The sequence below is a fragment of the Companilactobacillus kimchiensis genome (assembly GCF_001438805.1).
GTDB lineage: Bacteria > Bacillota > Bacilli > Lactobacillales > Lactobacillaceae > Companilactobacillus > Companilactobacillus kimchiensis.
In genome coordinates, this window is record NZ_JQCF01000013.1 from 1 (window position 1) to 23313 (window position 23313).

At 35.1% G+C, this 23313-nt stretch carries 24 protein-coding genes and 1 other RNA gene; 20 read left to right on the top strand and 5 right to left on the bottom strand.

The genetic code is table 11. The annotated features are described in order from the left end of the window. Positions 1 to 888: 888 nt before the first annotated feature. Positions 889 to 1253: a transfer-messenger RNA gene (gene ssrA / locus IV57_RS12985) on the bottom strand. Positions 1254 to 1397: 144 nt separating this feature from the next. On the opposite strand from ssrA, the gene IV57_RS07580 reads away from it, so the two are divergent. Further along, entirely contained in the window at positions 1398 to 2045 is a 648-nt protein-coding gene (locus tag IV57_RS07580; protein ID WP_057880915.1) for a DUF3862 domain-containing protein, read from the top strand. A 48-nt stretch (positions 2046 to 2093) separates the two neighbouring features. On the opposite strand, the gene IV57_RS07585 is transcribed toward IV57_RS07580, so the two are convergent. Continuing rightward, a complete protein-coding gene (locus IV57_RS07585) occupies positions 2094 to 2696 on the bottom strand; it encodes a YitT family protein (RefSeq protein ID WP_083488926.1) in 603 nt (200 codons plus the stop codon). 206 nt (positions 2697 to 2902) lie between these two features. On the opposite strand from IV57_RS07585, the gene IV57_RS07590 reads away from it, so the two are divergent. The 11 genes from IV57_RS07590 to IV57_RS07640 all read left to right on the top strand — a co-directional run bounded on the left by IV57_RS07590 (position 2903) and on the right by IV57_RS07640 (position 12196). Then, complete coding sequence (locus IV57_RS07590) at positions 2903 to 3553, top strand: DPBB and LysM peptidoglycan-binding domain-containing protein (protein WP_057880917.1); 651 nt, start codon at positions 2903 to 2905, stop codon at positions 3551 to 3553. A 677-nt stretch (positions 3554 to 4230) separates the two neighbouring features. Beyond that, positions 4231 to 5055: a MetQ/NlpA family ABC transporter substrate-binding protein gene (locus IV57_RS07595; protein WP_057880918.1), complete on the top strand. Its 825-nt coding sequence runs from the start codon at positions 4231 to 4233 to the stop codon at positions 5053 to 5055. A gap of 41 nt (positions 5056 to 5096) precedes the next feature. Then, complete coding sequence (locus IV57_RS07600; protein ID WP_057880919.1) at positions 5097 to 6431, top strand: M20/M25/M40 family metallo-hydrolase; 1335 nt, start codon at positions 5097 to 5099, stop codon at positions 6429 to 6431. A 5-nt stretch (positions 6432 to 6436) separates the two neighbouring features. Beyond that, positions 6437 to 7495: a methionine ABC transporter ATP-binding protein gene (locus tag IV57_RS07605; RefSeq protein WP_057880920.1), complete on the top strand. Its 1059-nt coding sequence runs from the start codon at positions 6437 to 6439 to the stop codon at positions 7493 to 7495. Between the two features lie 3 nt (positions 7496 to 7498). After that, positions 7499 to 8188 (top strand): methionine ABC transporter permease, encoded by a 690-nt coding sequence (locus IV57_RS07610; RefSeq protein WP_057880921.1) that lies wholly within the window; start codon positions 7499 to 7501, stop codon positions 8186 to 8188. Between the two features lie 292 nt (positions 8189 to 8480). Next, positions 8481 to 9314 carry a MetQ/NlpA family ABC transporter substrate-binding protein gene (locus IV57_RS07615; protein ID WP_157051934.1) on the top strand — a complete coding sequence of 278 codons (834 nt, stop codon included), beginning with the start codon at positions 8481 to 8483 and terminating at the stop codon, positions 9312 to 9314. Positions 9315 to 9464: 150 nt separating this feature from the next. Beyond that, positions 9465 to 10280: a MetQ/NlpA family ABC transporter substrate-binding protein gene (locus IV57_RS07620; RefSeq protein WP_057880974.1), complete on the top strand. Its 816-nt coding sequence runs from the start codon at positions 9465 to 9467 to the stop codon at positions 10278 to 10280. A 105-nt stretch (positions 10281 to 10385) separates the two neighbouring features. Then, positions 10386 to 11210, top strand: a complete 825-nt coding sequence (locus IV57_RS07625; protein WP_083488927.1) for a helix-turn-helix domain-containing protein — start codon at positions 10386 to 10388, stop codon at positions 11208 to 11210. Between the two features lie 78 nt (positions 11211 to 11288). Further along, entirely contained in the window at positions 11289 to 11699 is a 411-nt protein-coding gene (locus IV57_RS07630; RefSeq protein ID WP_057880923.1) for an SRPBCC family protein, read from the top strand. Between the two features lie 92 nt (positions 11700 to 11791). After that, positions 11792 to 11980 carry a PspC domain-containing protein gene (locus IV57_RS07635; protein WP_057880924.1) on the top strand — a complete coding sequence of 63 codons (189 nt, stop codon included), beginning with the start codon at positions 11792 to 11794 and terminating at the stop codon, positions 11978 to 11980. Between the two features lie 21 nt (positions 11981 to 12001). Next, positions 12002 to 12196, top strand: a complete 195-nt coding sequence (locus tag IV57_RS07640; RefSeq protein ID WP_057880925.1) for a PspC domain-containing protein — start codon at positions 12002 to 12004, stop codon at positions 12194 to 12196. Between the two features lie 658 nt (positions 12197 to 12854). Here IV57_RS07640 and IV57_RS07645 read toward each other — a convergent pair. Further along, positions 12855 to 13646: an HAD family hydrolase gene (locus IV57_RS07645; RefSeq protein WP_057880926.1), complete on the bottom strand. Its 792-nt coding sequence runs from the start codon at positions 13644 to 13646 to the stop codon at positions 12855 to 12857. A 189-nt stretch (positions 13647 to 13835) separates the two neighbouring features. Here IV57_RS07645 and IV57_RS07650 point away from each other — a divergent pair, with 189 nt between their 5' ends. The 7 genes from IV57_RS07650 (at position 13836) to lpdD (ending at position 20759) form a co-directional block, all read left to right on the top strand. Continuing rightward, positions 13836 to 14582: a DeoR/GlpR family DNA-binding transcription regulator gene (locus tag IV57_RS07650; protein ID WP_057880927.1), complete on the top strand. Its 747-nt coding sequence runs from the start codon at positions 13836 to 13838 to the stop codon at positions 14580 to 14582. 14 nt (positions 14583 to 14596) lie between these two features. Beyond that, entirely contained in the window at positions 14597 to 15487 is an 891-nt protein-coding gene (locus tag IV57_RS07655; RefSeq protein ID WP_057880928.1) for a LysR family transcriptional regulator, read from the top strand. Then, a complete protein-coding gene (locus IV57_RS07660; protein WP_057880929.1) occupies positions 15453 to 17822 on the top strand; it encodes a UvrD-helicase domain-containing protein in 2370 nt (789 codons plus the stop codon). The genes IV57_RS07655 and IV57_RS07660 overlap by 35 nt, the downstream gene beginning before the upstream one ends. Positions 17823 to 17897: 75 nt before the next feature. Further along, positions 17898 to 18188 (top strand): LasU family protein, encoded by a 291-nt coding sequence (locus IV57_RS07665; RefSeq protein ID WP_057880930.1) that lies wholly within the window; start codon positions 17898 to 17900, stop codon positions 18186 to 18188. Positions 18189 to 18297: 109 nt separating this feature from the next. Continuing rightward, positions 18298 to 19767 (top strand): UbiD family decarboxylase, encoded by a 1470-nt coding sequence (locus IV57_RS07670; RefSeq protein WP_057880931.1) that lies wholly within the window; start codon positions 18298 to 18300, stop codon positions 19765 to 19767. Between the two features lie 12 nt (positions 19768 to 19779). Then, the gene (locus tag IV57_RS07675; RefSeq protein ID WP_057880932.1) at positions 19780 to 20352 is read left to right on the top strand and encodes a UbiX family flavin prenyltransferase; all 573 of its coding nucleotides are present in this window, start codon (positions 19780 to 19782) and stop codon (positions 20350 to 20352) included. After that, entirely contained in the window at positions 20352 to 20759 is a 408-nt protein-coding gene (gene lpdD, locus IV57_RS07680; RefSeq protein ID WP_057880933.1) for a prenylated flavin chaperone LpdD, read from the top strand. Before IV57_RS07675 ends, lpdD begins: the two co-directional genes overlap by 1 nt. 83 nt (positions 20760 to 20842) lie before the next feature. On the opposite strand, the gene IV57_RS07685 is transcribed toward lpdD, so the two are convergent. Next, positions 20843 to 21619 (bottom strand): ABC transporter permease, encoded by a 777-nt coding sequence (locus IV57_RS07685; protein WP_057880934.1) that lies wholly within the window; start codon positions 21617 to 21619, stop codon positions 20843 to 20845. A 17-nt stretch (positions 21620 to 21636) separates the two neighbouring features. Then, the gene (locus tag IV57_RS07690; RefSeq protein WP_057880935.1) at positions 21637 to 22572 is read right to left on the bottom strand and encodes an ATP-binding cassette domain-containing protein; all 936 of its coding nucleotides are present in this window, start codon (positions 22570 to 22572) and stop codon (positions 21637 to 21639) included. A 154-nt stretch (positions 22573 to 22726) separates the two neighbouring features. On the opposite strand from IV57_RS07690, the gene IV57_RS07695 reads away from it, so the two are divergent. Next, positions 22727 to 23251 carry a MarR family winged helix-turn-helix transcriptional regulator gene (locus IV57_RS07695; protein WP_057880936.1) on the top strand — a complete coding sequence of 175 codons (525 nt, stop codon included), beginning with the start codon at positions 22727 to 22729 and terminating at the stop codon, positions 23249 to 23251. The last annotated feature ends 62 nt before the right edge of the window (positions 23252 to 23313 follow it).

Genomic DNA, 23313 nt, shown 5'->3' on the forward strand with positions numbered 1-23313 from the left:
AAAGTGGCTAACTTGATTATAAAATTCGCCACTTTTTTATTTTGCCATAAACCTTATAAAACCTGTTATTCATTATCTATTAGTCATTTATGGATAACAGTTAGAACAACCGTATTATAGATACACTTGTAATGCTTTTGCTCAAAATTGCTAAGGTCATACCCACCGTATAGGTGGACTTGAGTTACACTGGCTTAACAAAACTTAATTTTTTGTTGTAAGAACCTATTAGCACCTAACAAAATCTCACATAACCTCAAAATGTATTTATTATTCACTGTTTAAGCCTTTATGCGATGATCTAAAATGATATATGTTAACTTTCACATATTTACGTGATAGCAAGTGTAGTTACAACTACGGTTGTTAATAAGGGATGTCGGTACTTGCTGTTACTCTTTTTTGAGTAATAGCTAAGAATTAAGACGAGTAATGTGACGTTGTCAAAAGTGGCAGAAAGATGATTTTATCAATGAAACAGTTATAGTCGTATAAATGTAGGGTGTGCCTAAAGTACGCCCTGTTTAGGTAATAAGGTGAGGGGTGTCCATTTTGGTGACCCCTTATTAAGAATTACAACTTTACAAATATGTTGTGTACTCAAAGTACACACCACTCAAGTAAGTAAACAGGAAAATATATCATCCCAAAATTGTTGGAAAATGTTGGAATTAATTTATATGATCCAAGGTATTAAAAAACCACCACATATAAAATGTGATGGCAACCGCCCCAGCCAGTAAAATTATTATTCTAATTGACTACCATTTTGACTACCAAAATGACTACCAAAAAGATGTTATAAGATGATTCTTAAAACTATCAATATAAATAAAAAACCAGTAATACCAAGGCTTTTAAGCCTCAATATAACCGGTTGATTTCTCATTATGGAGGTGAGGGGAATTGAACCCCTGTCCAAGCATAATGCTATGCAAGCATCTACACTCATAGTTGTATCATTTAAAGTTTCGCTATTACGTGCGCCATACAACAAGGCGAGTCATAATAGCTATTCCGGTAATCTCTTTTTAACTATTCAGAATGCGTAGTCAAACGTAGCTCAATTAATTTGAGACCCAATTCTAACCCTTGAGCAAAGCTAGGCTGGATCACGCTTAGACTGTTTTTAGGCAGCTAATGCGTATGAATTATTATTTTTTGCAGTTATAATAAACTGTGTGTTTTAAAGGGACACAAGGCCCTAAGTGCAGCTTGCACGCTACTACACATGTCGAATCCAGAACACCCCCATTAGTGTTCACCTACTTATAATATCGAATTAGCTTTGAATTAGCAAATCATAAGTTTATTTATCTAATTAAAATAATAATGCTTTAAAGATGCTACTTTCTGAAAACCTTGTTAAAATACGGTATGTAAACGGAGGTATGAAAATGACAAATGAAAATGAAAGAAAGCCTTTCTACAAAAGAAATTGGTTTTGGATCACGATTCTTTCTATTTTTATTGTAGTATCAGCTACAACTTACGTTGCAAATTATTCATTTTATCAAGGTAAAGCTGATAAAGCCACGGTTAGCCAAACTAAAAATGTTGCTAAAGAAAAAATTGAAAATAATCCATCATTAGTTGCAAAGTATAATTCAATTAAAACAGGTAAAAATGGATTTAGTAAAAAGACGGTTATCAACTTATTAGGGCAACCTCAATCAATGCAACAGGTTACCACGGACAGTCCGATAACCAACTTAACATGGGATGGAACCGATAATAGTAATCAGATTACTATTCAAATTACGTTTGAGAAAAACAAAGCTACGGCAAAATCAATCCAGGGGTTGGACATAGATAGGAAGAAACTATTAACGTCGAAGGATTTCGATAAATTACAAGATGGTGATAATTATAATCGCGTTGTGAATATTTTAGGTGATCCTGATGATTATTCAGATATTAATGGAGTGAAAACTTTGACGTATGAGTCTGATTTGGCGGAAGCTGATCTTTCACAAAATGCGTTGATCAAGATAGAAATTTCAAATAATAAGATAATTAGTAAGGAACAACAAAATTTGAAATAAAAAAAGGTGCATATGTCAAAACACGTTCTGCTTTGATATGTGCGCCTTTTACTGTGTCACGTGGTGTTTTTGGTGGAGAACTCCAAAACCTTTGATAGCTAGACTAGAGATTCCGACTGACATAACTGCTAGTAAGAATGAAATGATGTCAGCAACAACAAAGTTTCCTAAGCAGACGATTGCATCAATAATGAATAAGCTGATGTATTTGTCGATGCCAAAATTTTTATGAATGATCATAGGTGGTACAGTCGTTCCACCACTAGACATATTCAAGGTGTAAAGAATGGCTAAACCAATTCCAAAAATAATACTTCCTACTATTATAGAAATAAAGCGACTATTCGGAATTAAATTGTAAACTGGAGTGATATATAACAAGAGAGGAAGCATAAAACTTCCGAGAGCTAATTTAAAGGTAGTTTGACGGTCTAAATGTATGTAGGCCAGTACTAACATCACAATATTTATGACAAGAACCGAGATGAAGGTTGGAATTTTCCATCCTGCTTGCAACAGTATTGCAATTCCAGTGGCACCACCGGCGGCAATACTGTGCGGCTCGAAGAACATATTTAAACTAAATGCGATAAGTTCCAAAGCAACTAACATAATTAGTAGTTTTGCGGACAATCTTTTTTTATTCTTCATATTTAAAACTATATCATGAATATATCTTCATGACAAATTAAAAGTCTAAAATACCTTAATATGAATATTTCAGTAAGATTACTAAGATTACATAAAACTCTGAAATTGTAACTTTGCAGACGTTGTCACGTAATATTGACCTGTTAGTATAGCAACATAGCAAATGAGGAACAAACAATTTTAAATATTAAGGATGTAATTAATTTATGAAAAAAGTTTTATCAATCGCTTTAGTAAGTGCAATGGCTTTAACAGGAGTTCTTGCTTCAACACAAACAGCGCAGGCTGCCGTAACTAATGGTAGTAATGTAACAGTTGAAAAAGGTGACTCATACATGAGTATTGCCGAAGCAAATGGAATCAGTATTTCCGCTCTAGAACAAGCTAATGGACGTGAAGTCGGCGGATTTGACTTAATCTATCCAGGTGAAACAATCACACTACCTGGTTCAACCACAACTAATACAAATACAACAACTGACACATCAGCTGATACACAAGCAACAACCACTGATGCAGCTGCTACAACCGACACAACACAAACAACTACTACAACAGATGCAACTACTCAATCAGCAAGTACAACAGGTACTTCACAAGGAACTTTCAAGATTTCTTTCTATGACCCAGCCGTTTTAGGATCAAACATGGGTTACTCCGGTGTTGCCGCTAACCTTTCAGTTTTCCCTAAGGGTACACAATTGAAGATTACTCTATCTGACGGAACAGTGCTTTACAGAACTGTTAATGATACAGGTACATTCGCAAACACTAACTCACAACAATTAGATGTTGCTATGCCAAGTTCATCAATTCCATCATATGGTGTAACTACAGCATCAGTTGAAGTTTTATAAAATAAAGTAACAAACAGACAAATTGCAGAAAAAGGTCTTCTATTAAATTAGGAGGCCTTTTTTATTAGTAAATATTTAATTTTTTAATCTTTGAAATTAAATGAAAATAAATTTTTATATTTTTTGTTTTTAAAAATATATCGTTTTAACGTTATAAAACGCATAACATCAAAGCTGAATAATCATTGAAATAAAAGGATTTTGCTAAATATCATGTTATAAATACTACTTGGCATAAAAATCAAAGATTAGAAAATCTCTTAAAAAATCTTATTTTTATTGATTGACAATTTAAAAATTAGATTGTATTATCTAATCAACGATTAACAAAAGATATTTATTAAACAAATTGATCAGGGGAAGTAATTTAACCTCGTTTGTACAGAAAACCTCTAATTGCTGAGATGAGGGCAACGACTTGAATGAAAATGACCTGTGATTGGTGCGCTGAATCCTTTTGGATAAAGATGCAATGGTTGGTACCCTTTACAGTACACGCATATAGAGTTTTTGTATGTTGTTGAGGGGATAAGTGCAAGTTTATTCCGAATTAGAATGGTAACGCGACTAGTCGCTTCTAACATTGAACAGTAAATGTTCAGGTTAGAAGCGGCTTTTTTGTTTCTATAAATATTATTTTTTAGTTGATTAAGTATTAGATAAGGTGGGAGAAAGTTATGAGTAAATTTAAGAATTTTGGTAAGGTGATTCTATTAGCCTTCACAGCAGTATTCATTTTTGTATTAGCAGGTTGTAGCAGTCAAAGTAAGGATCAAACTGTTAAGGTTGGTATCAATCCTTCTGATGCCCCAATTTGGAAAGTAGTTCAAAAGAACGTTAAGAGTGAAGGAATCGATTTGAAGATTGTCCAATTCAACGACTACAATCAACCAAATACAGCTTTGGTACAAGGTGAAGTTGATATCAATGCTTATCAACATACTGATTTCTTAAATGCTTGGAACAAAGCACATAAGGCTGATCTGGTTTCAATCGGTAAGACAGTTATTCAACCAATGGCCTTATATTCACACAAGATCACTAAGTTAAGCGATTTAAAGAACGGTGCGAAGATTGCTATTCCTAATGATGCTTCTAATGAAGCCCGTGCTTTACAACTACTAGAATACAATGGTCTTCTAAAGCTTGATGACAGTAAAACATTACCATCAACAAGAGATATCAAAGAAAACAAATTAAACTTGAAGTTCACTACACTTGATGCTGCACAGACAGCTCGTTCATTAGACAGTGTTGATGCCGCAGTTGTTAATGGAAACGTTGCTAACGATGCGAAATTGAATCCTAAAAAGGCTGTTGTTACAGAAAAAATCAACAAGAACTCAATTCCTTGGATCAATATTATTGTTGCTCAAAAGAAGAATAAAGATAACAAGAATTACAAAAAAGTTGTTAAAGCTTTCCAAACAAAGGCTGTTGCTAAAGAAATCAAGAAAGTTTACGGCGGTAACGAAATTCCTGCCTGGAATGCTAAGCTATAAGATTTAATCGGGATATTTGAAAATGAGGAGGTTTCTATAATATGTCAAAATTATCAGATCCATTAATTCAGGATTCAATTGCAGATTTAAAGAAATATATCGGACTACCATCTGTTTCGGCAAAGAATCAGTCGATTCCTGAAACAGCCGAGTTTCTCAAAAATCTATTAGAAGATTTTGGTGCTGATGCACAAGTTTGGGACGAATTTGAATATCCAGTTGTGTTTGGAGAAATCAAACCAAAGAAGCCAAGTAATACCACGATTCTGATTTATAACCACTACGATGTCCAACCGGCAGAACCGCTTGACCTTTGGAATTCTGATCCATTCGAATTAAAGATCACTGATGATAAATTCATCGGACGTGGGGTGTCTGATTGTAAGGCCGATTTAATCAGTCGAATCGCCGCTTTAAAGATTTATCGTCAGGAACATGGTGATCTTCCTTGTAATATTAAATTCTTAGTTGAAGGGCAAGAAGAAGTTGCAAGTCGTCACTTAGAAGATTATCTCAAAAAATACCACGATCTTTTGTCTGCCGATTTGGTAATTTGGGAATCAGGTTACAAGAATGAACAGGAACAATTTAATTTCACTGGTGGAAATAAAGGTGTTCTCTGTTTCGAACTTGAAGCAACTTCAGCCAATATTGATCTTCATTCATCATTTGCTGCTGTCGTTGATAGCGCCACATGGAGACTTTCTCAGGCATTGAATGCTTTGAGAACTCCTGAAGGCGACATCAAGATACCTGGTTTTTATGACGATGTTGTAGAACCAACTCAAAAAGAAATTGATCTGGTCAACAAGGCTACCACACCAGATTTGCAAGCTAAATGGGACTTACAAGTACCATTATTGAAGAACAAATCAGTTAACTACAATTTGACCTTCAATCCAACTATTAATATAGAAGGAATTAGCAGCGGCTGGGAAGGGAAAGGTGTTAAAACCGTTACCCCTAAAGCTGCAACTGCCAAGTTGGAATTCCGACTAGTACCTGATCAAGATCCACATGATTTATTTGATAAATTAACAAAGTATTTGAACGACCAAGGATTTAAAGATGTTAAAGTTAAGTATCTACTTGGAGAAAAGGGTTACCGCTGGGATCTAGATAGTCCAATTGTTAATAAATTAATTGGTACCGCTAAGGAATTCTTTGGTGGCGAGGATAAAGTTGAGGCTTTACCTTCAAGTCCTGGTACTGGTCCAATGAAATTAGTCAATGAATATACTCAGGCTGCAATTGTTTCAACTGGAGTTAGTTATTCAAAGGCCGGCAACCATGCACCAAACGAAAATATTAGAATTCAGGACTACTTGGACTTCATCGATTTCTTCGATCAATTCTTGGGTAAATTAAGGGAGTAAATTAAATGGCAGAACAAAATGGGATAATTCAGCTTAAAAATATCGACGTAACCTTTGCTAATGAAGGTAAAACAATTGAAGCTGTTAAAGACGTTTCGATCAATGTTAATAAAGGTGACGTTTTCGGAGTAATTGGTTACTCTGGTGCTGGTAAAAGTACGTTGGTCCGGGTAATCAATTTATTACAAAAACCAACTGCGGGAACAGTTATCGTTAATAATCAAAATATGCTCGAATTAAGTCAAAAGGACTTGCGTCAAGCACGTCGTAATATTGGGATGATTTTCCAACATTTTAATTTAATGAATTCTTTAACCGTCTATGGAAATGTTGATTTTCCTTTACGTGATTCTGGTTTGAGTAAATCAGAACGTAAGGAAAAAATCGATAAATTACTTAACATCGTTGGTTTGTCAGACCGTGCTAAAAACTATCCATCACAATTATCTGGTGGTCAAAAACAACGGGTTGCGATTGCTCGTGCTTTAGCCAATGATCCAGAGATTTTAATTTCTGATGAAGCTACCAGTGCTTTGGATCCCAAAACTACCACTGAAATTTTGGATCTATTGGGTCGTTTGAATGATGAATTAGGAATCACAATTGTTATCATCACTCACGAAATGGATGCCATCAAACAAATCTGTAACCGAGTTTCAGTCATGGAAAATGGTCGTTTGATTGAAGAAGGCAGTTTGTTAGATATCTTTGGTAATCCAAAGGAACAATTAACCAAAGACTTTGTTAATACTTCAACTCATATTGGTTCAGTGCTTGATGAAATCCGTGATAGTGGAATTGTTGATAAGTTATCTGGTCGCTTGATCGAACTTAATTATATCGGTGATTCAACTAACGAACCGATAGTTGTTGAATTATACAAACGATTCCAAGTTGAAGCCAATATTTTATTTAGTAATATTGAAAGACTTCAAAGTACCACTGTTGGTATCATGTTATTTGCCTTAACTGGTGATGATGATAAGGTGGAACAAGCTATTCAATATCTTGATAGTTTAAAAGTTAATGTTAAAGAAATTGATTTAAAGAAAGAAGGCAAATAATTCATGGCAAATTTAGTTAATAAGTTTTTACCCAATGTTGTTGCCAACTGGGAAGGCGATAATGGTTTCGTTACCGCTATCTGGCAAACATTGTATATGACCTTTGTCAGTGCATTATTTGCTGGTGTTATCGGTATTATTCTAGGAATTCTCTTAGTCGTAACAGCTGACGATGGTATTACACCACATAAGAAGTTTTATTACTGCTTAGATAAGTTGGTCAACCTATTCAGATCAATTCCCTTTATCATCTTACTAGCGGTTATCGGACCCTTTACTAAGTTGATTGTTGGACAAACAATCGGACCTACTGGTGCTTTGGTGCCATTGGTTATTGGTACAGCTCCATTCTTCGCCAGACAAGTTCAACTAGCTTTAGTTGAAGTTGATCCTGGAGTGGTTGAAGCCGCTGAAGCAATTGGCCTTTCACCAATGAAGATCATCTTCCGAGTTTATCTTCGTGAAGGACTCCCAGAATTGATTCGTTCTGGAACTTTAACAATTATTAGTTTGATTGGTTTAACTGCCATGGCCGGTGCTGTTGGTGGTGGTGGTCTTGGTAACATGGCCATTTCTGTTGGTTATCAACGTTTTGAAAATGATGTCACTATTGTTTCGATGCTATTCATTCTGGTCTTAGTTTTTATTATTCAAGGACTTGGTGATTACGCAGTTCGTAAACTTGAACACTAAAACAAATTGAACGGAAAAGTAGTCTATTTAACATATTTGTACAGAAAGCCCCTGGTAACTGTGAAGAGGACAAATTAATAGATGAAAAATGATCCGTGATTGGTATTCCTGAAATATTTTAGGGGATAATGGCCGGTACCCATTAACGTACACACATATGAAAGTATGTTATTGAGAAAAGTGAATGTGAATTTGCTTTTAAAATAGAATGGTATCGTGCTAAAAGGCGCTTCTATCTTAGGCAATTAATTGTCTAGTTAGAGGCGCCTTTTTTATATGAGGAGGAAATATAATGAAGAATAGTAAAATTAAAGCAATATTTTTATTAGTAGTTACAACATTTAGTTTATTTTTATTAGCCGGTTGTGGAAACAAGGCTAGTGCTAGCAAGGACACTACCGTTAAAATTGGGATCACTGGTTCTGATGATCGAGTTTTGAACCTGGTTGCCAAGAAAGTTAAAAAGGAAGGCATTAATTTAAAAATTGTTGAATTTTCAGATTATAACCAACCTAATACAGCTTTGGCTCAAGGAGAAATTGATTTAAATGCGTTTCAAACTGTAACCTTCCAAAATGATTGGAACAAAAAGCACAAGACTAATATTGTTTCCATCGGTTCAACTGTGATTGCACCAATGGCCTTATATTCAAAGAAAATCACCAGTGTTAACCAGCTCAAAGATGGTGATAAGATTGCCGTTCCCAATGATGCCACTAATGAAGGACGTGCACTTCAATTACTTGAAAGTGCCGGCGTGATCAAATTGAATTCTGCTAAGATTCCTAACTTAAAGGATATTACTGAAAACAAGCTTAACTTAAAAATTTCAGCTTTAGATGCCGCTCAAACAGCTAAATCACTTGATGACGTTTCAGCTTCAGTTGTTAATAGTGGGGTTGCTAGTGACGCTAAGTTAGATCCTAAAAAAGCGGTTTACCGTGAAAAAATCACTGCTAAGTCAAAACCTTATGTCAATATCATCTCAGCTAACGCTAAGGACAAAGATAAGGCTGCTTACAAGAAAATCGTTAAAGCATATCAATCAAAAGATGTTGCCAAAGAAATCAAAAAGGAATTTGGTGGCTACGAAAGTCCAGCTTGGAATTATAAAGTATTAAATTAATAATCAGGTATTACTTAAGCAACGTTAAATATGAGTGTTTGCTTTTAGAATAATACCACGCTGTCAAAGGCGCTCCTATTTAGGCAAACTAATTGTCTAAATAAGGGGCGCCTTTTCAATTTGAGGAGGAAAATCATGTCAAAGAGTCGAATTAAGAGAATATTTCTAATATTCATTACCACACTTAGTTTGTTTATTTTAGTCGGTTGTGGAAACAATCAGGCTAGCAAGGAAACTACGGTTAAGGTCGGAATCACAGGGTCAAATGATCCGGCTTTGCAAAAAGTTACCAAAATGGTTAAAAAGGAAGGTATCAATATCAAAGTTGTTGAATTTTCTGATTATAGTCAACCAAATACAGCTTTGGCTCAAGGGGAAATTGATATGAATGATTTCCAAACTTATACCTTCCAAAGTGATTGGAACAAGAAACATAAGACTGATATTGTTTCCATTGGACAAACGGTGATTGCACCAATGTCACTCTTCTCTAAAAAAATCACTAATATTAAACAACTTAAAAAAGGTGATAAAGTTGCCATTCCTAATGATGTAACCAATGAAGGTCGGGCTTTGCAATTATTAGAAAGTGCCGGTTTGATTAAATTGAACGATGCTAAAATCCCTAGTTTGAGAGATATTACTGAAAATAAAGTCGGTATTAAGATCTCGTCACTTGATGCGGGACAAACTGCTAAGTCACTCGATGATGTTACAGCTGCCTGTGTTAATAGTGGTGTCGCTAGTGATGCTAAGTTAAATCCTCAGAATGCTATTTTTAGAGAAACTATTACTGCTAAGTCAAAGCCCTACGTTAATATCTTGTCAGTTAATGCGAAAGATAAGAACAACCCTACTTATAGGAAAATTGTTAAAGCCTACCACACCAAAGAAGTTGCCGATGTAATCAAGAAAGAATTCCATGGTTATGAAAAAGCTGCCTGGACTTATAAGATTTTGCAATAACTTTTAAAAATAATTAAAGAGAACTGAGTGAATCAGTTCTTTTTTTGTGTAATTATTTGATTTTTAATTTAGAATTGAATTAGTAATTAAAAGTAGAATTCAGGGATGTATATGAAGAATTTGGGGACAGTCTTAAAAGAGTTACGTAAGGAAAAAGATTTCACACAAAAAGAGCTGGCACAGGGAATTTGTGCGCAGTCAATGTTGTCAGCAATTGAGAATGATGTCTATGTACCGAACGCTAATTTATTGATTAATCTGGCCAATAAATTAACTGTCAATTTGAATGAAATCAGTTTGGCTGCTAATTATAAAATTGGGACTGACAATGATTTTAATCAAACAGTGGACAAGCTGTGTAATGAACATAAATATATTGATTTACTACATTTTTTACAGCAATCGCAAATAACTGCTGATTTAAAAACGGCGACACAATTACAAAATTATTATTATTATTTAGGGGTCGCACAATTACAAACGCATGCGATGGATGATGCTTTACAGTCATTAAGAATGTCCCTAGCAGAAATTAATCATTTGCATTTGGACACGATCTCGCGGTTGGCTTATCTGGCCATTGGATACATTAATGCGTTACAAAATAACCGAACCGCTGCGGTTGATAATATTGATTTGGCTTTTCGAAATTGGAATGATTATTCTTATGAAGAGAATCAAAATATTCTCTATTATTTGGCGGCGTTGATTTATTTTAAATTGAATGATTATCAGAATTCAACAGCTTACTTGGTTGACGGAATTGGATTTATTGCTAAACATGATTCACATTATATGTTGGCTAATTGTTACTTTTTGATGGCTCGTTTAGCTCAAGAGGCCCATCAGGACGATGAACGTTTGGAAGCCCATCGTCGCAAAGATTTGTTTACAGAATTATATGACGAACAAATTTTTGAGGATTTTTAAAATATCAGAATACTGATTATTAATTAAGTTGATTTTTTCGTAAGCTAAGCCTATCAAATGAATGGGAGTGTTTTACTTATGGAAAAGATATTCAGTAATCAAATTTTAATCAAGCAGGAACTAAATCAAATAAAAGATATTTTGTTACAACCGGAAAAATTAAGTCAATGGAATCCAGCAATTTTACGGGTAACTAAATTAGCTGAGGATACTGTTTCAATTCAACGAAATATTAAAGCTGTTAATGAAACAGAAGTTATTAAGATCAGACAGACTGCTGAAAAAGTTATTTATCAAAGTTTTGGTGGAAGGTTGATATATCAATTAGAATTTCATTTACAAACCATTAATGAATCGACATTGGTTGAAGAACAATTTTATTTAACAGAAGCGACAAAGTTACCAATGGGGTTGTTAGCTCCAATTGCCAAAAATGCTTTTAATCAGAATCTGACGGCTTTAAAAAGGATTGCAGAAATTTCTAAGTGACAAAATCGTAAGTTGAATGTAAGCAATTTAGATGTACTAATATTACTAATTAAATTATGATGTACTTAAAGATAAAGAGGGGGAAGTAGCTTATGCATATTCCAATTAAACGTTCCAAGAATGATAAGGTTTTAGCCGGTGTGATCGGTGGATTGGCTGAACATTTCCAGTGGAATCCAACCATTGCTAGGGTTTTGTGGATTTTAGTTAGTTTGACACCATTTCCAGGTATCATAGGTTACTTGGTACTCTGGATGCTAATGGAAAGTCCTGAATATTAATAAAAGTTAGGGGGAAATATTATGCACATTCCTATTAAAAGATCCAAAAGCAATCAAATTTTAGGTGGAGTAATCGCTGGACTTTGCGAACATTATGATTGGAATCCCGCTATTGGTAGAGTTTTGTATGTCGTATTGGCATTAACGCCAATGTTTCCCGGGATTATTGTTTATTTAATACTCTGGATGTTGATGGAAAGTCCTGACGAAAATTAAAAATAATGAAATTCGGATTTAGTTCCAACTTTAGTTTTTACTCAAGTTCAGTTAGAGCGTAAGTCAACGAAGTTGTCATTATGCTGCCGTCTTCCGCTCGGCAATATCGGAGGGCTGGAACGCAGTGGACATCGTTTTGAACCAATTTGAAGTACAAAATTGTTTCAAAATCGAGTCTTTCACTAACCTAGCAAAGTACGCTAGGTAAGAGAAATCTCACTGCTGAGCCCCCGAATTGCTCTCGCTCCAGACTAGATAGTTATCTTTTACTTTTAGTAATCTAAACTATTTTAATATTTCAGATTTGTCTTAATAAAAAGCAAAATGACCATATTAACTGATATAGAACTCAGTTAATATGGTCACTTTTTTGTTTTAAGAATATTATTTGCAATAAGAATTTTAGATTAAATCATTTTTAATTAACAAATTAATCAAAGTGTCATTTAGTCTGGAGTAAGAATTGGGAATAGGCTCAGCTGCAAAATTATCCTTAGTCAGCGGTCTGTGCTGGCTTAGGATAAGACCAATCTTCAAAACAACCGGTCTGTGGTTGGTTCGAAGTTGTGTCTGCAGCGTTCCAGCCTATTCCCAATTCTTGCGGAAGACGGGAAGTTAAGCACACTCTCGTTCTAACCAAACTTAAGTGAGCACTATTCTAAAAATTGAAAGCATCTTTGATGGTATTCAAAACGCCATCGTGATTGTTATCGTCAATGGTAATTTGGTCGGCAGCATCTTTGATAGATTGTTTGGCATTTAACATGGAAACTCCCAAGCCGACTTCTTGGATCATTTCGAGGTCGTTAGTGTTATCACCAAAGGCCATCACATTATCCAAACCGATATTTAATTTTTGACATAATTGTTGTAAGCCAAGGCTTTTATTAATATCAGCATTCATAATATCAATACTACCGAAACCACTGGTTGCAGCGTGAACGAAGTTACCATAATTTTGATTGATCAAATTGGCTGCATCATCTAAATCATCATGTTCGAGTTGAATATTGAGTTTGAAAAATTCGTCATCAACAGTAGTCAGATCGTCAACAATAATTAGATTACCAATGTGATATAAAGGTTGATTAGTAGAACTTTCAGAATAACTGGCTTTTTTACCAGATAGTGAGATAGCTTTTAAATCCAATTGGGAAGTTAAAACGGGAATTATCTTTTGAATCAATTCGTTGGAAATAGTTTTTTCAAAGAGTGTTTCCTTGTGAGAGACAACTTGAGAACCATTTTCGGCAATTAAAATATCAATATCAGGGGATGCCTGAAAGATTTTTTGAAGATGGTCCAAATTGTTACCACTGGCAACAGCGAATTCGACATTTTGTTCATGTAACTGTTTGAGATAGCTATTCAAACGGTCAATGTCGTAATTATTATTGGAGTCAAAGAGAGTTCCATCAATGTCAGTCGCAATTAGTTTTATTTCAGTCATATAATCTGCTCCCATTCACAATTGAAATTGGTTTATGATGTTAAAACCAATCATTATTATTTGTTTGTTATTTCAAAACAAATAATACACGTTCGATTTGGATATTGCAATAAAACAATTAAAATGAATTGGTTTCTGGCCTGAAAACCAATATAATTAGAATGAAACTAGTAAGGAGATTCCTAATTGATGACACGAGAAGATAGAGAAAGTCGGATTCTACAAGAAGTTATTGAGAAAAGGACTGTCAGTGTGAATGACTTAGCGAAGATGTTTAATGTTACGATGGAAACAATTCGCAAAGATATCGCTTCACTACAAGAGAAGAATATTGTTGCTAAGAATTATGGTCAAGTCAGTTTAGCTGATCCATACTTAGAAGATGAATTTTTGAAGAAGGAAACTCAGGATTTAGCCGCCAAGACTAAGATTGCCCAAACTGCATTGGGTCTGATTCCTAACAATGCAGTGGTTTATTTGGATACCAGTACGACTGTTTTGCAATTGGCCCGCTTGTTGTCTTTACGTTCAAATCTGACTATTGTCACCAATTCACTACGAATCAATGAAGTATTATCCAATAATCAAAATGATATTTTGATGACCGGTGGTAAATATCGTGATCGAAGTAAATCCTATTATGGAGATTGGACTATACGTGCTATTGATGCCATTAATATTGATATCGCCTTTTTAGGTGGCGATGGATTGTCAGCGGATGGGGTTACTATCGGTTCCTATGGTGAATTGACGGTTAAAAAGGAAGTCATTAAGCGAAGTAAAAAGACGGCTCTGATGGTTTCAACTAGTAAATTTATGAAGATGGGTAAATTCACTTATACTAATTTTTCTGATGTTGACCTGCTGATAACTGAGCGAGAATTATCTAATGATGAAAAATTACGTTTTCCCAAGGATTTCTTATTGATGAATTAGAAGGAAGTGTCAAGTTGGATCTACAGAAACTAAAAGTCTTGGTTGATTTAGCAGAAACGCTTAATTATACTGAAACAGCTGAAAATCTTTTTACTACTCAAGGAAATATTTCTAAACAAATTTTGACTCTGGAAAAAGAATTGGATGTAACTATTTTTGTAAGGGCACATCGGAAAATTGTTTTAACTCCTGAGGGCAAGTTAGTTTTGACTTATGCTCAAAAAATTACACGAGATTATGCGAAATTGACGATCCAGTTGAGTGATTTAAAAACTATTAATGATTCAACCATTGAGTTACACACAATTCCAACGATGCCTAATTATCAAAGCTTTACATTGATTACACAATTTTTACAAAAGTATCCCAAGGTTCAATTGCAGTTACAAGAGGAAGAAAGTTATAATTTATTAACTTCACTCAAAGCTGGAAAATGTGAGATGATTTTTGCACGGACCTTTCAGTTTGATGAACCAAACTTGGAAAGAATTGTTATGGAAGATGATGATTTTGTAGCAGTTTTGCCCAAGAATCATCCCTATGCTCAGTCTAAGAAATTAGATTTAGCTAAATTAAAAGATGAACGATTTTTAATTTTAGGAAATTCGACCAATCTTTATACGCCGGTTTTGGAACTCTGTAAAAATGCCGGATTTAAACCGCAGATTGCTTATGAGGGAACGCGAGTTGATTTGATCATGCGGATGGTTCAAAATCAGATGGGTATTTCTCTGATGATGGGAAAGACGGCCCAAAATTACGATCAGCAAAAATTTTCATTTGTACCCTTAACATCTAATATTACGAATAAACTGTGTTTTATTAGAATCAAGGGTGAACATTCAAAGGCAAATAATCTATTTTGGAAATATGTTCAAGACAATATCAGAAGCATTGGGGGATAAGCATATTCAAGATTTATCTACACAAGAAATAATCGACCTGATGGAATCAGGCCTTAATATGAAGTTTTCCGCTGAACAAGTGGCAATTTTAAAAAATGATTTTATGCGACCACTTTTAGTCAATGCCTGTGCTGGTTCCGGTAAGACGACTATCTTTATTTTGATGGCACTGATTGCGATTGCTAAAGGAAACACTGAACCGAATGAAATTTTAGGAATTACGTTTTCACACAAATCACGAGTTGATATGGGTGAAAGATTTGATAACTTTGTTTCGGAATTGAGTGATACAGGACTAGATTTGTCATATGGTCGTCCAAATTTTACAACTTTTCATGCTTTGTTTTATCAATTGCTTCGTCAAAATCCTGAATATCGAACTGCTCAGATTTTAACGACTTATCGTTTATTTATCAGGGATTTGTCCGATCAAATCAAACATCCCAGTAATGTGATTACTAAGGCCGAGATGCTAGAAGAAATGTTTGACCTCAATGGTTATATGATCAATCAGGGTTTAACACGGGATGGAATATTACCCGATGAATCTGTTGGTAAACCATTGAATGAGGCTATTAAAGTGATGGCTGAATATTCTCGTCAAAATCATACTGATGAATTTTATGAAGATTATGTCGACGTGATCAACAAATATCAGGAATTGAAACGTCAAAATGGTTATATTGATTTTAATGATATGAAATTATTGTTGTTAGAAAGTATGAATGACCCGCAATATCTGCAATATTATCAAAATATTATGTCACGTTATAAAATTGCCGTGATTGATGAATTTCAAGATATTGATAATTTACAATGGCAAATCATTTCTAAGTTGTTGAGTCCAGAAACCATGGCACATTTGATTGTAATTGGGGATGATGACCAGAGTATTTATTCGTTTAGAGGTAGTAATCCGAAGTATATTTTGAATTACAAACGACTTTTGCCTAATGCTCAAAAACATAATTTATCAACCAATTATCGGACCGGTGAGAAAATTCTTAAACGAGTAATTCCACTAATTAAAAAGAATCATGTTCGACTTGATAAGGAATTGTTATCTGGTCGTAAGGATCAAGGTAAGTTTGTCTTATACAGTAGTAAAAAATCTGGTTTCAGTGATGATTCAAAGATGTTACGACGTTTGGTCAAGCAGATCAATGATCCAGAAATCAATAATGATGATATTGCTATTTTAGTTCGTTATAACTCTTCACGGATGTTGTTGGCTGACTGGTTAGCCAACCAAAAAATTTATGCTAATATCAATAATGCCGGAGCAATTCTTCAGAATAACCTAGTCTATCGAATAATCACGGAATTGATGAAATCGTTATGGCAGGATAAGTATAAATATTTTGCTGATCAGGCTAATCGAATTGGTTTTCGAGCTTATAAGGACCATACAACTAAAGTTGAGGCTCGAACTGATGATAAATTTCATAAGTTGAGTAAGTACTTACTTGGTGCGGAAGCTTATAATGCTGAAACGAACACACCTTATAAACGGACTGATGATCGGGTTAAAGTATATTTTAATAGTATTAAACGTTTTAGAACCCGGATGGATGAGGCTGATAACGAAGAAAGTCGAACCAAATTAGCAAAGAGCTTGATTAAGGATTTGTATAAAGCTGCCACCAAACTAACTGATAAGTATTTCGACTACATGGAAGAAAAGAATTTCATGTCCAAAGTTGAAGTTAATGATATCAAGAAGTATTTGGAAGAAGAATTAGATAAGTACGACAATATCGATGATTTCTTTTTTGATGAAGAACATAAAAAGGAAATCCTTTCTGATCGAATGGAGCAGGGTAAACAGGAACATCGAATTCAATTTCTATCATTGCATCAAGCTAAAGGTTTGGAGTTTAAGTATGTTTATTTATATGGACTGACCAATAAAGAAGTTGAGAGTGCGGGAAAAGTTCTAAATGATTGGTTCCCACCAGAAATGCCATTTGATCAATTTACTAAGCAGTGGAAACTAGTTTATAATCAAAGCTTTAAGTTCCTCGAAAATGCTTTGAAGTCAGCCCATATTGATGACTATAAAGATATTACGAATAATAATGCCTTTAATCCTATTAATATTGAAAAAACTTTGGCTAAGAAAAAAGAATTTGCCATGTTCCATGCTTTTTATAAAGAAGTTGAGAATTATTCGGCCTTTATTGAAGAGGAACGACGCTTACTTTACGTTGGGGTTACTCGGGCACAACAAGAGTTATGTTTGCGGATTGCCCCCGATTCTAATCCACTATTGTTTGATTTAAATCTGCCCAAAAAGAAACCTAAAAATACTCCAACGAAAGAGAAATCACAATAAAATTATCGTGGATGAATTCAAACGAATTTTTTTCAATTAAGGTATGATGGATATATACCTAATTGGGAGAAAATAATGAAAATTCGTCGTACGATTGCAGTAATACCAACTTTTATTTTGATAGCCATTTTATTGTATAGTCTTTATTTGAGAAGTGTTGGCGGAGGTTGGATCAATTATTTCGTGATTGGAATAACTGGGTTAAGTGCTTATGTTCCTATCGCAGTTTTTATTGAGGGAATAGCAACTTCTTTTCGAAATATGCGTCCATTTCCGTTACGAGATAAAATATTTTACAGTTATATGATTTTGGTTTGGATAATTGCCTTAGTGATTGCCATTGGTTCAATGAGTCATAATAAATGATTAAAGAAAAAGCATTCCATTATGGAATGCTTTTTGCTTTATCTTGAATTGTTCTAAAGACTACTGCCACCTTATAATAATCCTTGTTAAGAAAGCAGAGGCCAAATAGATGACAGAAAAATATGATTTACGAAAAGTTATTTCTGAATTAAAAGAGTTACTCGGTCAATACCATGAAACTAATGTTGAAGTTGATCTTGATGCTGAACTATCCGGTGTTTATCGCTATATTGGTGCTGGTGGAACGGTTCAACGTCCGACTACAGAAGGACCATCAATGATGTTTAATAATATTAAAGATTTCCCAGGTGCCCGAGTTTATATTGGCTCAATGGCCAGTCGTAAACGGGTGGGAAAGATTCTGCATCATGATTATCAAACACTTGGACGTTTTTTGAAAGATTCAGTGGAACATCCAGTCGCTCCAGTGACTATCGAAGCCGATAAAGCACCAGTCCAAGAAGTTGTCCACAAGGTAACTGATGCTGACTTTGATATTCGTAAAATCATTCCCGCTGCCACCAACACTGAATATGATGCTGGTCCATATATTACCGTCGGTTTGGTGCTAGGTTCCAATCCTGATAAAACTATGTCAGACGTGACAATTCACCGCATGGTTTTGGAAGATAAAGATACAATTGGAATGTACATCATGCCTGGTGGTCGTCACATTGGTCATTTTCAAAAGGAATTTGAAAAATTAAATAAACCAATGCCGATTACAATCAATATTGGACTTGATCCGGCAATAACCATTGGGGCAACTTTTGAGCCACCTACAACACCACTTGGTTATGATGAATTAAATATTGCTGGTGCCATGCGTCAACAGGCGGTTGAATTAGTGGCTGCTAAGACAGTGAACGAAAAGGCAATTGCTCGAGCTGAATATGTTATTGAAGCTGAAATTATGCCTAATCAAACGATGCAGGAAGATATCAATACTCATACTGGCAAGGCAATGCCTGAATTTCCTGGTTACAATGGGGATGCTAATCCAGCGGTTAATGTTGTCAAAGTTAAGGCAATTACAACTCGTAAAAATCCAATTTTTCAAACCATGATCGGTCCCAGTGAAGAACATGTTTCAATGGCTGGTATTCCTACTGAAGCTAGTATTTTGGAATTAGTTGACAAGGCTATCCCTGGAAAGGTAGTTAATGTTTATAATCCACCGGCTGGTGGCGGTAAACTGATGACTATTATGCAGATCCATAAAGATGATGAAGCCGATGAAGGCATCCAACGGCAAGCAGCCATTCTAGCTTTGTCAGCCTTTAAAGAACTCAAAACAGTTATTTTGGTTGATGATGATGTTGATATTTTTGATATGAATGATGTGATGTGGACCTTGAATACTCGATTCCAAGGTGACAAGGATATTATGGTGTTACCTGGTATGAGAAACCATCCACTCGATCCTTCAGAAAGACCTGAGTATGATCCGAAGTCGATTCGAGTTCGAGGGATGAGTTCGAAAACTATTTTAGATGGCACCGTGCCATTTGATATGAAAGGTACGTTTGAACGAGCTCAATTTAAAGAAGTTAAGGATTGGCAAAAATATTTAGATTAAGGAAGTGTTGATATGTTCCGCAAACGAAAAATTGTTATCGGTGTAACGGGGGCTTCAGGTACGATTTATGCGATTGATTTGATGAAAAATTTACAAGCAATCGAAAATGTTGAAACGCATGTCGTTTTTAGTGCTTGGGCTAAAAAAAATCTTCAATTGGAAACTGACTTGTCATTAGTGGACATTAGGCAATTAGCGAATTATTTTTACAGCGATAGTGATCTTGGTGCTACCATTGCTAGTGGCTCATTTTTAACTGACGGAATGGTAATCGTACCAGCTAGTATGAAAACAGTAGCCAGTATTGCCGTTGGTATCGGTGATAATTTGATTTCGCGAGCAGCAGATGTAACACTGAAAGAACAAAGAAAGTTAATCATGGTACCACGAGAAACACCTTTGAATACGATTCATTTGGAAAACATGACTAAATTATCAAAGCTGGGAGTACAAATGATTCCACCAATTCCAGCATTTTATAATCATCCCCAAACGATTCAAGATTTGGTTGATCATCAGACTATGAAAGAATTGGATGCTTTAGGTATTGCCAACGATATCGATGGACGTTGGGAGGGAATTTAATGAAATTTTCAGTTACTGCCGAGGATTATACAATTGAAGCCGCGCTTAAAGTTATCGGTAAAGATTTATTTATTGCTTTAACTGGTGGGGATAATCCGCATATTGGAACGGTCACTACTTTAACTAAGAATACTAAAATGCAAACAGTCAGATTTCCAAGCCATGATGGACGATTACATAAGGATGATGTCTTAGCTACTGAAATCGGACAAATCATTCAACCATTTTTGCCCGGTAGTTGTACGATAACTGCCGGTGTCCATGTAAATCATATTTCTAAAAAACAAATTATGATTTCTGCTCAGATGTCACATGATTTAGGTCAGCAAATTAAAGTATGGTTAGAACAAACTGACTTTAGTGGGATTGAACCGGTTTATTACAGTAATACGGAGACCCCCAAATAATCGCTATAACACTAAAAATCACACTATATTATGAATCCCAATTAATGGGTTCGCCATAATATAATGTGATTTTTTTGATGTAATTAATTGTTGTGGTTGTAAGCCAAAACAGTCAATGGTGCAAATATTACAACAATTGCTAGACCCATTATTAAGACCATTCCTGCGGTACTTGATAATGTACCAGTGGCCAAAATTTGCCGAATAGCTGTAATAACGTAAGTGACTGGATTTAGATTAGCAATAACTTGTAAGAATTTTGGTAAAGTTCTAATGGGAATAAAAGCATTAGATAGAAAAGACAACATTAGCATTGTAATCATAGAAATGCTTTGAACCATCGTGGCACTTTTTGCTAAGAGTCCGACTAATGCATAGATCCAGGAGATAGCCCAACCAATAAAGACTGCCAAGAGGACGACGATAACTAACCAACCAAAACCAACATTTGGACGCCAGCCCATGAAATAACCGGTAGCCAATGATGCGATAGTAGCAATGAAGAGTCTTAAAATGTCAGCGAATAATTGTCCGGCTAAGGGAGCAATGTGTGCCATCGGTAATGATTTAAACCGATCAAAAACACCAGACTCCATATCTTCGCGAATTTGAGATCCCGATCCCGAAGCGGCTGAAAGGATCGTTTGGACTAGGATTCCAGGAACAATGGTTGGTAAGTAACCCTGAACACCACCGGCGATGGCACCACCAAAGAGATAACCAAACAAAATCATAAAGAGAATTGGCTGAATCAAAACATCCATGAAACGATCAGGATTGTGTAAAGTTTTTAATAGGTTGCGGTAGGCCATAGTGAAAGTGTTTTGAATAATATTACCGCGTTGAGTTTTAATTTCCATTTTATTTTTCCTCCAAATTAATTTTTACCGACAGTTAAGGCCATGAAGACATCATCAAGGGATGGTTCTTGGACACTTAAATCAGTAATTTTTATTTTTGCAGCCTTTAATTGTGCCAAAGCATTAGTTACTTGTTCCGACTGTTTAAAACTGGCACTGATATTATTGTTGATGACATTTGGTTGTGATTGCAGTTCAGTGCCAATAATATTCTCAGCTTTAATTAAATTATTATCATCAGGAATATTTAAACGCATAGTTGCTTGACCTGTTTGATGCTTTAAGTCGGCTGGAGTACCAATTTTGATTAATTTTCCATGATCGATTACTGCCACACGATCGGCCAGAGCATCAGCTTCATCAAGGTATTGGGTCGTTAGAACAATGGTTGAGCCGTGTGCAACTAAATTACGAATGGTATCCCACATTTGGGTACGTGTTCTAGGATCAAGTCCCGTAGTTGGCTCATCTAAAAATATTAAAGCAGGTTGAGTTATTAAACTAACAGCTAAATCTAAGCGTCGTCTCATACCTCCTGAAAAACTTGATAAGGACTTATTGGCACTATTTTCCAGAGAAAATTCTTTTAATAATTCCTTAGTTCGTAGTTTGGAATCTTGACGTGAAAGACCATTTAAGCGGGAAAAAATCATTAAATTTTCACGGGCTGAAATATCTTCATCGACAGAGGCATATTGTCCAGTCAGGCCAAACATGGAACGAGCCAAGGTACTTTCAGTTTTAATATCATGACCAAAAATAGTAATGTTGCCATTGGTTGGTTTTAGTAAAGTGGTGATCATGCGTAAGATGGTCGTTTTACCAGCACCATTTGGTCCCAATAAACCAAAGACTTCACCTTTCTTAACAGAGAAAGAAACGTCGTCGACAGCGACTTGTTGAGCAAATTTTTTAGTTAGGTGATCAACTTGAATCGCGTTAGTATTTTGCATAATAATCATGACCTCGAATTTTTAAATATTCATCAGGTGTACCTGACAAAATAGATTATAAGGTCCACCTTACTAAAAAGTCAACAGATTTATTCAGGTACACCTGATTTAATTTAAATGGCAGTGTATAATAATGCTTAGGAGGGCACGACTTATGAGTGATTTAATTAAACAAGAAAAAACTGCAGGTAAATTAGTTAAATTGGGAATGTTGCAACATGTTTCTGAAGAAGTTTCTAAGAAACATCCTGATTATCGAATGCTCTTTCAAGGCCAGGGTAAAATTTTATTGGCATTAACTGAAGAGGATGATCTACCGCAAAAAGAACTGGCTAAACGCTTAGATATGACTGCTCAATCGACAGCTGAATTTGTACGAAAACTGGAGAAAAAGGGTTTAGTATCAAGGGTTAAATCTGTTTCTGATAAACGAATCATCATTGTTAGTTTAACTGAGGCTGGCCGAATGGAAACTAAAAAAAGCATCCAGGTTATTCCTGAATACTTGAAGGATCTAAGTGATGTCGAATTAGATCAGTTAGGTAATATTTTGGATAAAGTAAATGATCGAATATATGAAGAAATTAAATCGGCTGATCCAACCTTACACAATAAGTACCATCAAATGGTCATGGCATATTTATTAACTAAATTTGATCCTGATGATCATAAATTCTAGAAAATAAAAGTTTAATTAATACAGAGGTTTTACGATGTCTTTTAAACAAACAAGCTGCAGTA